This window comes from Aurantiacibacter zhengii, from assembly GCF_003584125.1.
Lineage (GTDB): Bacteria > Pseudomonadota > Alphaproteobacteria > Sphingomonadales > Sphingomonadaceae > Alteraurantiacibacter > Alteraurantiacibacter zhengii.
In genome coordinates, this window is record NZ_QXFL01000006.1 from 44,623 (window position 1) to 57,101 (window position 12,479).

The 12,479-nt window shown below is 59.3% G+C and carries 18 protein-coding genes; 12 read left to right on the forward strand and 6 right to left on the reverse strand.

Annotation, left to right across the window (positions count from 1 at the left end; genetic code table 11):
• Positions 1-2: 2 nt before the first annotated feature.
• The 3 genes from D2V07_RS13250 to D2V07_RS13260 are packed head-to-tail and all read right to left on the reverse strand — an operon-like array spanning position 3 to position 1,310.
• Positions 3-560 carry an RNA polymerase sigma factor gene (locus D2V07_RS13250; RefSeq protein WP_370178334.1) on the reverse strand — a complete coding sequence of 186 codons (558 nt, stop codon included), beginning with the start codon at positions 558-560 and terminating at the stop codon, positions 3-5.
• Positions 561-575: 15 nt separating this feature from the next.
• Positions 576-1,010 carry a periplasmic heavy metal sensor gene (locus D2V07_RS13255; protein WP_010412783.1) on the reverse strand — a complete coding sequence of 145 codons (435 nt, stop codon included), beginning with the start codon at positions 1,008-1,010 and terminating at the stop codon, positions 576-578.
• Positions 1,011-1,013: 3 nt separating this feature from the next.
• Positions 1,014-1,310, reverse strand: coding sequence for a hypothetical protein (locus D2V07_RS13260; RefSeq protein WP_029140031.1), 297 nt, complete (start codon positions 1,308-1,310; stop codon positions 1,014-1,016).
• Between the two features lie 196 nt (positions 1,311-1,506).
• On the opposite strand from D2V07_RS13260, the gene D2V07_RS13265 reads away from it, so the two are divergent.
• The 10 genes from D2V07_RS13265 (at position 1,507) to D2V07_RS13310 (ending at position 9,235) form a co-directional block, all read left to right on the forward strand.
• On the forward strand, positions 1,507-1,974 hold the full coding sequence (locus tag D2V07_RS13265; RefSeq protein WP_033193265.1) for a DUF411 domain-containing protein: 468 nt from the start codon (positions 1,507-1,509) through the stop codon (positions 1,972-1,974).
• A 43-nt stretch (positions 1,975-2,017) separates the two neighbouring features.
• Positions 2,018-2,293 (forward strand): hypothetical protein, encoded by a 276-nt coding sequence (locus D2V07_RS13270; RefSeq protein WP_010412775.1) that lies wholly within the window; start codon positions 2,018-2,020, stop codon positions 2,291-2,293.
• A 213-nt stretch (positions 2,294-2,506) separates the two neighbouring features.
• On the forward strand, positions 2,507-3,193 hold the full coding sequence (locus D2V07_RS13275; RefSeq protein ID WP_225982095.1) for an AlbA family DNA-binding domain-containing protein: 687 nt from the start codon (positions 2,507-2,509) through the stop codon (positions 3,191-3,193).
• Between the two features lie 255 nt (positions 3,194-3,448).
• A complete protein-coding gene (locus D2V07_RS13280; protein ID WP_010412769.1) occupies positions 3,449-4,732 on the forward strand; it encodes an APC family permease in 1,284 nt (427 codons plus the stop codon).
• A 112-nt stretch (positions 4,733-4,844) separates the two neighbouring features.
• Positions 4,845-5,594: a glutaredoxin family protein gene (locus tag D2V07_RS13285; protein ID WP_165327860.1), complete on the forward strand. Its 750-nt coding sequence runs from the start codon at positions 4,845-4,847 to the stop codon at positions 5,592-5,594.
• Positions 5,591-6,004 (forward strand): potassium channel family protein, encoded by a 414-nt coding sequence (locus D2V07_RS13290; protein ID WP_066776710.1) that lies wholly within the window; start codon positions 5,591-5,593, stop codon positions 6,002-6,004. Before D2V07_RS13285 ends, D2V07_RS13290 begins: the two co-directional genes overlap by 4 nt.
• On the forward strand, positions 6,001-6,528 hold the full coding sequence (locus tag D2V07_RS13295; RefSeq protein ID WP_010412760.1) for a DUF305 domain-containing protein: 528 nt from the start codon (positions 6,001-6,003) through the stop codon (positions 6,526-6,528). Before D2V07_RS13290 ends, D2V07_RS13295 begins: the two co-directional genes overlap by 4 nt.
• Positions 6,525-7,013: a DUF6692 family protein gene (locus D2V07_RS13300; protein ID WP_010412757.1), complete on the forward strand. Its 489-nt coding sequence runs from the start codon at positions 6,525-6,527 to the stop codon at positions 7,011-7,013. Before D2V07_RS13295 ends, D2V07_RS13300 begins: the two co-directional genes overlap by 4 nt.
• A 93-nt stretch (positions 7,014-7,106) precedes the next feature.
• Positions 7,107-7,811, forward strand: a complete 705-nt coding sequence (locus D2V07_RS13305; RefSeq protein WP_010412754.1) for an NAD(P)-dependent oxidoreductase — start codon at positions 7,107-7,109, stop codon at positions 7,809-7,811.
• Between the two features lie 71 nt (positions 7,812-7,882).
• Complete coding sequence (locus D2V07_RS13310; RefSeq protein WP_010412751.1) at positions 7,883-9,235, forward strand: MBL fold metallo-hydrolase; 1,353 nt, start codon at positions 7,883-7,885, stop codon at positions 9,233-9,235.
• Between the two features lie 78 nt (positions 9,236-9,313).
• On the opposite strand, the gene D2V07_RS13315 is transcribed toward D2V07_RS13310, so the two are convergent.
• The 3 genes from D2V07_RS13315 to D2V07_RS13325 are packed head-to-tail and all read right to left on the reverse strand — an operon-like array spanning position 9,314 to position 11,206.
• Positions 9,314-9,760: a DoxX family protein gene (locus D2V07_RS13315; protein ID WP_081432281.1), complete on the reverse strand. Its 447-nt coding sequence runs from the start codon at positions 9,758-9,760 to the stop codon at positions 9,314-9,316.
• Positions 9,761-9,800: 40 nt separating this feature from the next.
• Positions 9,801-10,709 carry an MBL fold metallo-hydrolase gene (locus D2V07_RS13320; RefSeq protein ID WP_010412746.1) on the reverse strand — a complete coding sequence of 303 codons (909 nt, stop codon included), beginning with the start codon at positions 10,707-10,709 and terminating at the stop codon, positions 9,801-9,803.
• Positions 10,710-10,753: 44 nt separating this feature from the next.
• Positions 10,754-11,206 carry a beta-lactamase hydrolase domain-containing protein gene (locus tag D2V07_RS13325; protein WP_010412743.1) on the reverse strand — a complete coding sequence of 151 codons (453 nt, stop codon included), beginning with the start codon at positions 11,204-11,206 and terminating at the stop codon, positions 10,754-10,756.
• Between the two features lie 99 nt (positions 11,207-11,305).
• Between D2V07_RS13325 and D2V07_RS13330 the strand changes: the two genes are divergently transcribed.
• The gene (locus D2V07_RS13330) at positions 11,306-11,635 is read left to right on the forward strand and encodes an ArsR/SmtB family transcription factor (protein WP_010412740.1); all 330 of its coding nucleotides are present in this window, start codon (positions 11,306-11,308) and stop codon (positions 11,633-11,635) included.
• A gap of 31 nt (positions 11,636-11,666) precedes the next feature.
• Complete coding sequence (locus D2V07_RS13335; RefSeq protein WP_010412736.1) at positions 11,667-12,470, forward strand: sulfite exporter TauE/SafE family protein; 804 nt, start codon at positions 11,667-11,669, stop codon at positions 12,468-12,470.
• Positions 12,471-12,479: the final 9 nt, after the last annotated feature.

Here is a 12,479-nt window from a genome sequence, read left to right on the forward strand (position 1 = left end):
CGCTACCCCTCAAAGTTTTCGAACCGCTCCTTCAGCCGGTTGCGCGCACGATAGATGCGCGTCTCGACAGCTTTCTCCGTGGTGCCGAGCAGCTCGGCAGCCTCGGCCTGGCTGTATCCCTCGACAGTGACCAGCACGAGCGCCTCTTGCAGCCGCACCGGCAAGCGCCCGATTTCGGCCTGGACCAGCCGCAGCTGTTCGCGGGCTCCGGCAACATTTTCGGGATTGGGGGCATCGTCGGCAACGGCGTCGGCTTCCCGCCCGTCCGGCAAACTAAGGAAGCCCGCAACTTTCCTCCGGCGGAGCCTGTCGCGGCACCGGTTGAGAACGATTGTCGTCAAATAAGGACCGATGGGCTTGCTCGGATCGAGGCGATGCCGTGTCAGCCAGACCGAAGCGAGACTGTCCTGGACGACATCTTGGGCCCGCGAGGGTGAACCCAGCATACGCGTGGCGAGCGCAATCAACCTAGCGATCTCATGCTCGACCAGAGCTGTGAACGCCCGCTTGTCACCGGCTATCGCCCGCCCGATCAGAGCTTCGTTCGAAGTGTCATCCACCACTGCCAAGGCTGATCAGTCACGCGGATCGCGCGTGAGGGCCGCGGACACTTTCCGGTCGAACTGAAGCTGCTGATCGGGATCGAGAATTTCCCGCATGTCGAAGACGTGGCGCACGGTCGCTTTTTGCAAATCGCCCATGCGCGCATGCACCTCGTCGATCGCGGCACTGACTTCGGGCCCGTATTCGTGCTCGGTTTCCATTGCCTGGGCGAGCTGGGCGTTGGCTGCGCGCGCAGAGGCTTCGAGCCTTGCCTGTTCTACCGCGAAACGCGCTTCGAGCGCGTCGAGCCGCTGCTCCTGATCAGCCGTGAGCGAGAGTTCATCGTGCACGAACTGGTGCAGGCTACCCTCGGCATCGTTGTTGGACCAGCGATCGGCGGCAAGCGCTCCGAGGCATCCGGCGAGCGCCGCCAGCAGGACCGCGAGGACAAGGTGAAACTTCTTCAACGCCTATGACCCCACATGAAGCAAAGCAGCGGGCGACAGGGATTCTCCGCCAACGAGGCTCTCGCCAACAATTTCTGTAGGAGCGCCATATTCGGACGGCCATCCGCTGGTCCCTGCGCCTGCCGCCAGGCCGACGACAAACAGACCGGCGAACAAGGCCATTCTGCGTCGCTGATCGGCAATTTCGCCAAGCTGTCCTGCGCGCTGCCAGACGCCGTTCATGAAGTCGGGCGGCACGTCGCCAGCCTCCTGCGACGCCATCGTGCCGAGCATCGCATCGAGTGTCTGATTATCACGCATCCCTTGCTCCTGTCGGTTGCACGGTTCCTATACGCGACACTTCGCGCAAACCCTCAAGATAATTTGAGGGCAAGAAGCAATTGATGCGTAAAGGCATTGAGTCAAAAGCACGCGTCGTTTGTCGGCGCAGAATTTGGGCGGACACATTCTGGCAAAGTCATTCTGCTCGGCGCGGCCTCAGGAAAGGCAAATGTAAATGAGTTTCATCAATCCATCAAAACCGTTCAGTCGTTCGCTGGCGGCTTCGCTCCTCCTCGCCCTTGCAGCCTGCTCGAATGCGGCCCAGGCCGCGACATACACGATGTACCGCGACGCAGGGTGCGGGTGCTGTCTTAACTGGGCCGGTCACGTAGAACACGGGCTCGAAGCGGAGGTCGCCTCGGTCGACTCCGACGACATGGCTGCACTAAAGACAGCCAGGGGTGTACCGCAGGATCTGTGGTCGTGCCACACGATGGAAGTCGATGGCTATATCATCGAAGGCCACGTGCCGGCCGATGCCGTCGCGAAGCTATTACGCGAACGCCCCGAAGGAGTGGCAGGCCTGGCCGTGCCCGGAATGCCGCTTGGCTCGCCCGGGATGGAACTCGGGGACCAGGTGCAGCCCTATGATGTCATCGCCTTCGGCCCAGGCGGGCGGAGCGTGTTCGCATCCTACCCGTGAATATGGGCAGCCCTTTTTGCGCCAACTCTGACGGAGGACCATCATGTCGGACTATTCGGTCAAAACCTCAATTTTCATATGGGGCTGGACACTCAGCCTCTTCCTGCTTTTCAGCTACCTGATCTGCATCGGTTTCGGCCTGCTCGCGCCCGAACAGGCGCACATGCACGAAGCGTGGGCGCCGCTGCTTCCCGGTTTCGAGTGGCTGACCCTCTCGGGCTTTCTGGCAGGCGCTCTTGGAAGTTTTTTGTATGGTTGGTATATTGCTTTAATCGCGGTGCCGCTTTTCCGATATTTTCAGAAGCGTTTCAGTCGATAGACAGAGCTTGTCGCGGTAACTTGGTCCAAGAGGGGCAAGGCCTCGTCTGGCTCATTTCGATCGCATATTATTACTGGAGCTAGAGCCATTCCCAGAACTCCGTCCCAAGGAGAGAGGCGATCCCTGTTAGTTCACGTCGCCATCGGCGCTGTTCTGGGTGTAGTGATTCTTCACCCGCTCACGACGCTCGTCTTTTGGTACGAGTTTGGTGCCTTGGCCTTTGCCGACCAAGACAGCGCACTCAGCTTCATAATCGACCGGACTCTCTCCGCGTTTGCGTTCGAAATGTTTGCAATGAGCTTGATATATGCCGCGATCGGCGGCGCGATCGGACTGGGTTTTGGAGTGTATCATGTTCGGCTCGTGCACGAGCGGTCCAGAGTTCGCTTTCTGGAACGCGAACTCAATGAAGAACTTCCATTACTAATAGCTCGCGGCGAAAGCGAGCAGCTGGAATTCAAATCTTCCTTCCGTTGGGACAGGCGTCAGGAGAAAGTCAACCGCAGCTTGCAGCAAGTCATCGTCAAAACCCTGGCGGGGTTCCTCAACCAAGAGGGCGGCACTCTCCTTATCGGTGTCGAAGATGATGGCAGCATCGCGGGCATCGAGGCGGACATGCAAACGCTTAAGCCCGCCAACCAGGATGGCTTCGAACGTTTATTGATGGACACAGCAAAAGAGGGTCTTGGAGGACACGCGTGTGCTCTGATCCATTGTAGGTTCCACAAACTCGAGGAAAAGATCGTTTGCCGAGTTATTGTGGAGAAGAGCTTGGAGCCGATCTATTTTTCCGAAGGGAGCGTGGCCCGGTTCATGCTGCGAGCAGGCAATAGCACGCGTGAGCTCGATGTGCGCGAAGCTCAGGCTTATCTCCAGCATCGCGGGAAAGTGAGCATCTAACCGCTGGTCTGTGGGACAGCACGCGTGTTCGGAGCGCTTTGTCGATCGGCTCAGTTCCTGCAAATTTATGATGCGGTTGGGGCTTCGCCCCGCCACATACTCAAAAATATTGAGGGATGAGCCCCGACCGAACGTACTGTCCGGCATGATCTTTCTTGAACGGGAGACCATCGACAGGGGAAAGTCTTGCAAGACCATGAGCACGAGAATCAAAGCGAAACAGCTGGCTCGATAACCCTGCTGGGCGGCGTGGCGATGGGAACCGGCGTCATGATCGGTGCCGGCATATTCGCGCTGACCGGGCAGATCGCCGAGCTTGCCGGTCCGCTCTTCCCCTTATCCTTCATCGCTGGCGCGCTGGTAACCTCGCTGGCGGCGTACAGCTATATCAAGATGTCGAACAAATGGCCGTCTTCGGGCGGCATCGCGATGATCTTGCAGAAAGCATACGGACCCGGCGTGATCGCCGCCTCTGCCTCGCTCCTAATGGCGCTGTCGATGGTGATTAACGAGAGCCTCGTGGCCCGCACCTTTGCCACTTACGCGCTGCGCCCGTTCGGCCTCGAAAGCAGCGGGTGGCTCGTTTCTCTCGCAGCGCTTGCCGTCATCATTTTCGCCTATCTCGTCAATGCAGCGGGCAACAGGTCGGTAAGCGGCTTCTCGCTTATCATGTCCGCCATCAAGATCGGCGGCATCGCGCTGTTCGCAGTCGCCGCGATCTTGGCCAGCGGTTTTTCATCAGGCGCATTTTCGCAGCCCGTCTCGCTGACCAATGCAGAAGCCCTGCTCGCCTCGGTTGCTTTCTCGATCCTCGCCTTCAAGGGCTTCACCACGATTACCAATAGCGGCGGCGAAATCGTCGACCCGCACAAGAATGTCGGCCGGACGATCATGATCTCGATCGCGGTCTGTATCGTGATCTATCTGCTTGTCGCAGTGGCGGTGGGTTCGAGCCTGAGCATATCCGAGATCGTCGAGGCGCGCGATTATTCGCTCGCAGCAGCGGCGCGTCCGGCGCTGGGAGAACTGGGCTTCTATTTCACCGTCGCGATCGCGATCGCCGCAACGACTTCGGGCGTGATCGCGAGCGTATTTGCCGTGTCGCGCATGCTTGCGATGCTGACCGACATGAAGATGATCCCGCACAGCCATTTCGGCATGAGCGGCGGGATACGCAGCCACATGCTGGTCTATACGGTGGTCATTGCCGGGACGCTTGCCGTCCTGTTCGATCTGTCGCGGATCGCCTCGCTGGGCGCCTTCTTCTACCTCGTCATGGATATGCTGGTGCACTGGGGCGTCCTGCGTCACCTGCGCAAGGAAGTCGGCGCGCGAGCATCAATACTTCTTACAGCACTCGCGGCAGATGGCGTGGTCCTCGCAGCCTTTACCGCGGCCAAATTGCGCAGCGATCCTGCCGTTGTCGCCTATGCGGCGATCGGCATCGTCGCGGTGTTCGTGGGGGAATGGATCTACCTCTCGCGCAATTCCGAAGCGCCCGCTTCTCACAAAGATGATCGGTCAGGAGAGAAGAGTTGATGGCACCTTCTTCAACCAGCTTTGCCGCTTTTACGCCGGGCTTTTTCGAAACCGTTTCCCGAAAACCTGAGTTGACGAAGCGAAACGTCAAGAAAAACAGATGGAGCGATTCATGACGACCCGAACAGCGGCGGTCTACCGCATGGTGATGGAGGACCATGTCTGTCCCTATGGCATCAAGACGGTCGATCTTGTCAAGCGGCAAGGCTTCGAGGTCGACGATCATCACCTGACCAGCAGGGAGGAAACCGATGCGTTCAAGGACAAGTACGACGTCGAGACCACCCCGCAGACCTTTATCGAAGGCAAGCGCATTGGCGGCTATGACGATGTCCGCGAATTCTTCGGCAAGAGCCGCTCGCAGCCTGAGGAAGGCGAAACCAGCTATCAGCCGGTCATTGCGATTTTCGCGGTCGCGCTGCTGCTCGCGCTAGGGCTGAGCTGGGCGTTTTTTGACGACCTCTTCACTGTCCGGGCCGCAGAATGGTTCGTGAGCCTGTCGATGACCCTGCTCGCCGTTCAGAAGCTTCAGGACGTGCGCAGTTTCTCGACGATGTTCCTCAACTACGACCTGCTCGCACGGCGCTGGGTGCCCTATGGCTTCGTCTACCCGTTCGGCGAAGCCGCTGCCGGCATTCTCATGACCGCGGGCGCGCTGACCTGGCTCTCGGCCCCGCTGGCATTGTTCATCGGCACAGTCGGCGCTGTCAGCGTCTTCAAGGCTGTCTACATCGACAAGCGCGAGCTTAAATGCGCCTGCGTGGGCGGCAGCAGCAATGTGCCGCTCGGCTTTGTCTCGCTGACCGAAAATCTGTTCATGATCGGAATGGGTCTGTGGATGGGCGCGAAGCTTCTCGCATGATCACCGCGCTCCTTCTCTCCGTCTTTCTGTTCCTCTCGGCTGTCGCTTCGCACCTTGCCATTCTGGGTGTCGGTCACCGGCTTCTCGACCGGCGCCGCGATACGCAGGCAAAGCTTGCCGTTTCGCTGATCGTGCTCGCGTCGCATTTCCTCGTGGCGATCCTTTTTGCCGCAGGTTTCTGGCTGGGCGCGCAATGGGGCCTGGGAGGTTTCGACAAGGCGCCTTCCATGGACTGGATGGACTACTTCTATTTCTCGCTCATCAACGTGACCACACTGGGCCTGGGCGACATTTATCCGACCGAGCACCTGAGAGTCCTGGCCGGCGTCGAGGCCCTCACCGGCTTCGCTCTCATCAGCTGCTCGGCGCAGCTATTCTGGACCATGATGCACAAAGGAGAAAAAGCATGACTGAAAAGACGACCCACTCGGACAAGGGAGGGGGCGGCAGCTACTGGCGATTCATGGCCATGGTGTCGACCTCGACCGTGATCATGTTCTTCCTGATGTATGCCAACACCTTTACCGTCGATGATCTTTTCTGGAGCGAAACGCGCTTCTGGATGATGTTTGTCATGGGCGCGATGATGATGGTTGTCATGCTGCTCTTCATGTGGGGCATGTACAAGGACCGGACCAAGAACTTCATTATTCTGGGCGTCGGCGCCTTCGTGTTCGCCCTCGCGCTGTGGCTGGTGCGCAGCCAGACCACCGTCGACGATACCGAATATATGGCAGCGATGATCCCGCACCACTCGATCGCGATCATGACCAGCGAACGCGCGAGCCTGAAGGATCCTCGCGTGCGCGAACTCGCTCAGGCCATCATCGTCGCCCAGCGCCGCGAAATCGCCGAGATGAAATATCTCATCGACGATATCGAGCAGAACGGTCCTCGGACCGAAGAACGCCTGCCCGAGGAGATGCAGCCATGAACAAGATAGCTTTCACGGCGCTCATCGCGCTACCGCTTGCCGCCTGCAATTCGAACACCGCTCCGGGCAACGACCGCGAAGCCCAGCTCGACCCGCCTGCCACTGCCGCGCCGATCGAGGATGCGGCCAGTGCACTGGCAAATGTTGACTCAGGCCTGATGCTTCCCGGGACCATGAATGACGCGGATCTTGCTGCTCTGGGCGCAGGACAGGCCTGCCAGTTCCGCCTGACCGAAGTGGCCTTTCCCTCATTTGTCTATGACGGCGACGGGGGCGGAGCAATCAAGATCAATGGCAAATTGATCCCCGTCACTGCCGATGGCCCCGGCAGCTATTCGAACGGTGAGCTTCGGATCAGAACCCGCATGCTGGATGATGAAGGCGATGCGAGCCTGCAGATGCAGGAGATGATCGTGGCAGCGCCAAGAGCCAAGGATGAGTTTGGCTTTTGGGGCTATACCACCTGTCCAGCCGAGGGAGCCTGATACTGGCAGGGCGCATGGGCGGGCCGTCGGTTACCCCATGCGCCCGCGCCTCCGCCCTTCGTCGCCCTCACCAGTTTTAACAGGAACAAGCAGATGACCGATACGAGGCCCATCGCTGTCTTCGGCGCAGGCGGGAAGACCGGCACCGAGCTACTGAGGCATGCCCTTGCCCGGGACATACCGATCCGCGCCTTCGAACACACGGTGCCCGGACCAGACGAGCGGGTGGGCGACTTCGAATATATCGAATGCGATGTGCTGTCGGACGATTTCGCTGGCGATCTCGATGGCTGCCGCGCGGTTATCTCGACCCTCGGTGTCGCTTTTGGTCCGGGCAATGCGATCGATCCACCGCCGCTTTATACCGATGGCACGCGCAACCTGCTCGGGGCGATGGCACAGACGAAGATCGACCGCATTGCCGTGATCTCCGCTGCCTTTGTCGAACATCAGTCGAGCGTCCCGGCCTGGTTTGAGCTCACCGCCAAGCCTGCATTGTTCAATATACTCGAGCAGATGCGCGCCATGGAAGCGATGCTCAGCGACGCCCAAGGTATCAAATGGACGGCCGCACGGCCGGGCTGGCTGCTGGATGAGCCTTACACCGGCGATGCCGTCATTACGGACGAACGCTTGGCAGAAGGCTGTTTCCGCTGCCGTCATGCTGATCTAGCGGCGAGCCTGCTTGAATTCGTGTGCGAAGATACCTGGATCAACGCAAAGCCTGCCATCGGCAGGCCCGAAGCCGAACGTTTCGAAAGTCCTGCCGCCATCAAGGCCGAACTCGGGATCGATTAAACGTCGTAACATTTTTCAATCTGTAACGAGCCCGAACGTTACAGACTTTGAGCAACAGACAAGGAAGTCGCATGTTTCTGGAGAAAATCAAAACCCCCGGTCTCTCACACCTTTCCTACATCATCGGCTCGGGCGGAAAGGCAGCGGTCATCGATCCGCGCCGGGACTGCGAGGTCTATGTCGAAAAGGCCCGGGCCGAAGGGCTGGAGATAACGCATATCTTCGAAACCCATCGCAATGAGGATCTGCTCAGCGGCTCGCCGATCTTGGCCAATTTGACAGGAGCCACGGTCTATCACGGGCCCAACGCGGCAGGCGAAGTCATCTTTGCCAGGACCGCGCGCGAAGGCGATTGTTTCGAGCTGGGTCAATTGAAGATCGAAGTGCTTGAAACACCTGGACACACCGACGATCATCTCGCTTTCGTCATCCATGACAGCGAATATTCCGAGGGGCCGGTCGGCGTCTTTACCGGCGATGCCCTGTTCGTCGGCGATGTCGGGCGCACCGATTTCTATCCCGAGCGCAAGGAAGAAGTCGCGGGCCTTCTATTCGACTCCCTGCAGAAACTTTGCGGCCTCGGCGATCAGGCGATTATCTACCCGGCGCATGGTGCGGGCTCGGTCTGCGGGTCGGGAATGGCGGACCGGGAATTCTCGACAATCGGCCACGAGCGGCGCAACAACCCGCGCCTGCGCATCTCCGACCGCGACGAGTTCATCGAGGCGAAGGTAGCAGAGCACCACTACCAGCCGCCCTATTTCCGGCTGATGGAGCGGCTCAACCTTGCAGGGTCCGATGCCGCGCCGCGCGTCATGCGGCCAAGGCGTCTGGGGCTGGAAGACCTTAGCGAGAGCGGCGCCGATCACCTGGTCGATGTGCGCGAGCCGCTCGCCTACGCTGCCGGCCATCTGCCGGGTGCCATGTGCCTTCCGGTTGGAATGATACCGGCCTTTGCCGGATGGTTCCTCGGTGAAGGCGACAGGATCGCCCTCATTGCTTCCGAGGAAGGCCAGCTAGCCCAGGCCATGGCCCATCTGGTGCGCATCGGTCTCGATAATGTTGTGGGCGGCTATGTCGGCGTGGTTCCAGCCGCCGCACAGGGCAAAGCGATGCGCAGCATTCCCATGATTGGCACCGAGGAAGTCGCGCGCAGGCTCGATCAAGACAGCGGCGAGTGGACCTTGCTCGACGTGCGCGACGCGGACGAACGGCAAGAAGCAAGCATCGACGGCTCAGGACATATCTATGTCGGTGAGCTCAACACGCGGTGGGAAGAGCTCGACCGCGACCGCCACTACACGCTGATGTGCGCGAGCGGCATGCGGGCGAGCGTTGCGGCGGGTTGGCTGGCCAGCAAGGGTTTCGAGCACCTCGATATCTATCTGGGCTCTATGGGGGCTTGGACAAACGCCTCCGGCTGAAGCGCCAAAATCTTGAAAAGCAAGCCAAAATCTTTTGCGAGATTTTGCTCGTATGTGGTAGGTGAGCTTGCTCTTCGCTCAACGAGCAGCGCGACCGGGCGCTTTATCCATCGAGTGACTTCCTGGTCCTCGAACGAAGACGAATGCCAGCGCCCCCAGGATAGCGATATTTTTGAGCAAAGGACCTGTGTGACCTGGGGCGATATGGATCGCAAGAGTTATCGGAACGAGGGTAAGAAATAACGCGGTGCATGAGAGCCGGGTCATCCACCCCAAGGCCAGTGATGTTCCTGCACCGATGAAAACCAAGCCAGACAGCCACAAAAGAATGGACGCATCTCCAATTAGAGCAACGTGATCTTTCCATGGCGACAATGCCATCCGGCCCAGCATATATTCATGCGCAAGAAAATGCCCCAATCCGCCTATGATGAATATGAGGCTCAAACAGAGGCGGAAGACCGGATCGATCAATCGCACTTTTGCGGCCCATGTCGCTAGGCTGTTTTCCATATTCCGGATCATAGAGTTCTTTCCCCCTCAGGTTGATACGTCGATGGCAGACTTATTGGGTGCGCGGACCAGTTTCTTCGGGAGGCGTCTGTGGTTCACCCAAAACGTTGACCGGCAGTTTCAGATAGATCGTACCGTTTCCTTCTGCGCGAGGCATATTCCCTCCGCGAATGTTGACCTGGATTGATGGCAGGATGAGGCGCGGCATACCCAGCTGGTTGTCGCGCTCCTCACGCATGGCTACAAATGCATTCTCGTCGACCCCGGCATGGATATGAATGTTGCTGTGCTTTTGTTCTTTCACCGTCGTTTCCCATTGGTGCTGCGAGCGGCCCTCCGGCAGGTAGTCGTGGCACATAAACAGCCGCGTCTCCTCCGGTAGCTCGAAAATCCGGCGAATAGAGCGATAGAGCGTGCGTGCATCGCCGCCGGGAAAATCGGCCCGCGCCGTGCCGTAATCGGGCATGAACAGCGTATCGCCGACAAAGGCGGCGTCTCCGATAACATAGGTCATGCACGCGGGCGTATGTCCCGGCGTATGGAGTGCCTGGGCCGATATGGCGCCTAGGTCAAAGCTGTCATTATCGGCAAACAAATGGTCGAACTGGCGTCCATCGCGTGGCAGGTCCACTCCGGCATTGAATATCGGCCCGAAGGTGTTCTGCGTGACGGTGATCTCGCTACCAATAGCAAGTTTGCCGCCTAGTGCGCGGCGGATGTAGGGTGCGGCGGAAAGGTGATCGGCATGGACATGGGTTTCCAGGATCCACTCGCACTTGAAATCCATTTGCCGGACGAATTCGATCACTTTATCGGCGGACTTAGTCGCCGTTCGCGCCGCTGCGGCATCGAAATCGAGCACCGGATCGATCACCGCGCACGCCTTGGTTGCAGGATCGGACACGACATAGGTCACGGTGTTCGTGTTCGTGTCGAAAAATGCCTCTATGTCGGGTTTCATCGAATAGTCTTTTCGTATGCTGGTTGAGAGCGGTTCTGCGTAGGTCAGTCCTGCGCCCGGTCGACGTAATTACGGACGAAGTTTTCCAGCGCCGGTTCGTCGCACACGAAGCCCATATCCGCCGCCTTCTGTAGGGTCGCATCGCCGCTCATTCCCTGCTGCGACGCCAGATGCATTATTGTGAAGGCTCCTGCGCGCTTGCCCGAGGCGCAATGGACCAGCACCGGCTTCGGAAGCGCTTCGACACTGGCCCTGAACTCATCGACGAGCTCGTCCGATATGGTGCCGCCCGCCACCGGCAAGTGACAATATTCAAGGCCGAGCGATGCCACCACTTCACCTTCGCGGTCCGGGGCGAGAGGCTGATCCGCCTCATCCTGGCAGCGCAGGTTGACGACCGCCTTGTAACCATCCTCCGCCAATGCGCGCAGGTCGCCCTCGGAAGGCGGAGCGGTCGAGACGGCGAATCTGCCATTGAGGATCTTGATTTGGGTCATAAGGCATCATCCTGGTTCAGGTTCAAAGGTCCGGGTCCGCGATTGCGCGGCAGCAGATTACGATTGACTTTATATTCATACCTTCGCATATATGCAAGTATGAAAGCCGAAGATATTCGCGATCAAGCCGAAAAGGCGGTGGCATTGCTCAAGGCGCTGGGCAGCCACAACCGCCTGATGATCGCCTGCCAATTGGTTGAAGGCGAGCGCAGCGTGGGCGAGCTGGCCGAACTGCTGGAACTTCGGGAAACCGTGGTTTCGCAGCATCTGGCGCTTATGCGGAAGGATGGCCTGGTCGCAGCGCGGCGCGATGGCCGCACGATCCATTATTCGCTTTGCGGCGATGCGCCGCGCCGGGTGCTGGAAACGCTCTACGCCATCTATTGCAGCTCCGCCGACGATACGACCGGTCCAGCAGACGGCCATTGAACAGGCTTTCAGTTATGTTGGACAATCCCGGATGATGGATATCGGCGTCATCGTGGCGCTCCTATCGCTTACCTCGGGCCTCCTCGTGGGCTTTTCGCTTGGACTACTCGGCGGTGGGGGATCGATCCTCGCAGTGCCGTTGCTTGTGTATGTCGTCGGTGTTCACGACACCCATGTCGCTATCGCCACGTCCGCTGCTGCGGTGGCGGCCAGCGCCTTGGCAAACTTATTGTTCCATGCGCGAGGCGGCAATGTGAAGTGGCGCTGCGCAGGCCTATTCGCAGCATTCGGCGTTGTCGGAGCTGCCGCCGGATCAAGCCTGGGAAAAATTACATCGGGCGATCTGCTTTTGGGCCTGTTCGGTCTGGTGATGATTGTCGTCGGCCTCTCGATGCTGCGCGAGAAATCGGGCGGATCCGACCCGGATGTCCAGCTCACCCGAGCCACGGCGCTGCGCCTCACCCCGCGCCTCGCGTTCGGAGGATTGCTGGTAGGCGGACTGTCCGGTTTCTTCGGTATCGGCGGGGGCTTTCTGGTGGTGCCGGGTCTGGTTGCCGCGACGGCCATGCCGATTCTCAACGCGATCGGCTCCTCGCTGGTCTCTGTAGCCGCTTTCGGTACGACCACAGCCGCCAATTACGCCCTCGACGGACTCGTCGATTGGGAGATTGCCGCGTTTTTCATCGGCGGCGGCGGTATAGGCGGCTGGCTGGGTACTCGCGCATCGAACCTGTTGGCTAAGCGCAAACGAGCGCTGAACTTTATATTCGCGGCGGTCATCATCCTCGTTGGCATCTTCATAAGCGGCCAATGGGCGATAACAGCCATAACGTGATCGCTGCCT

Coding starts and splice junctions, on each gene's coding strand:
- D2V07_RS13260 (WP_029140031.1), bottom strand. CDS start 1,310: ATGCGTGATAATCAGACACTCGATGCGATGCTCGGCACGATGGCGTCG.
- D2V07_RS13265 (WP_033193265.1), top strand. CDS start 1,507: ATGAGTTTCATCAATCCATCAAAACCGTTCAGTCGTTCGCTGGCGGCT.
- D2V07_RS13270 (WP_010412775.1), top strand. CDS start 2,018: ATGTCGGACTATTCGGTCAAAACCTCAATTTTCATATGGGGCTGGACA.
- D2V07_RS13280 (WP_010412769.1), top strand. CDS start 3,449: ATGGGAACCGGCGTCATGATCGGTGCCGGCATATTCGCGCTGACCGGG.
- D2V07_RS13285 (WP_165327860.1), top strand. CDS start 4,845: ATGACGACCCGAACAGCGGCGGTCTACCGCATGGTGATGGAGGACCAT.
- D2V07_RS13290 (WP_066776710.1), top strand. CDS start 5,591: ATGATCACCGCGCTCCTTCTCTCCGTCTTTCTGTTCCTCTCGGCTGTC.
- D2V07_RS13295 (WP_010412760.1), top strand. CDS start 6,001: ATGACTGAAAAGACGACCCACTCGGACAAGGGAGGGGGCGGCAGCTAC.
- D2V07_RS13300 (WP_010412757.1), top strand. CDS start 6,525: ATGAACAAGATAGCTTTCACGGCGCTCATCGCGCTACCGCTTGCCGCC.
- D2V07_RS13305 (WP_010412754.1), top strand. CDS start 7,107: ATGACCGATACGAGGCCCATCGCTGTCTTCGGCGCAGGCGGGAAGACC.
- D2V07_RS13310 (WP_010412751.1), top strand. CDS start 7,883: ATGTTTCTGGAGAAAATCAAAACCCCCGGTCTCTCACACCTTTCCTAC.
- D2V07_RS13315 (WP_081432281.1), bottom strand. CDS start 9,760: ATGATCCGGAATATGGAAAACAGCCTAGCGACATGGGCCGCAAAAGTG.
- D2V07_RS13320 (WP_010412746.1), bottom strand. CDS start 10,709: ATGAAACCCGACATAGAGGCATTTTTCGACACGAACACGAACACCGTG.
- D2V07_RS13325 (WP_010412743.1), bottom strand. CDS start 11,206: ATGACCCAAATCAAGATCCTCAATGGCAGATTCGCCGTCTCGACCGCT.
- D2V07_RS13330 (WP_010412740.1), top strand. CDS start 11,306: ATGAAAGCCGAAGATATTCGCGATCAAGCCGAAAAGGCGGTGGCATTG.
- D2V07_RS13335 (WP_010412736.1), top strand. CDS start 11,667: ATGATGGATATCGGCGTCATCGTGGCGCTCCTATCGCTTACCTCGGGC.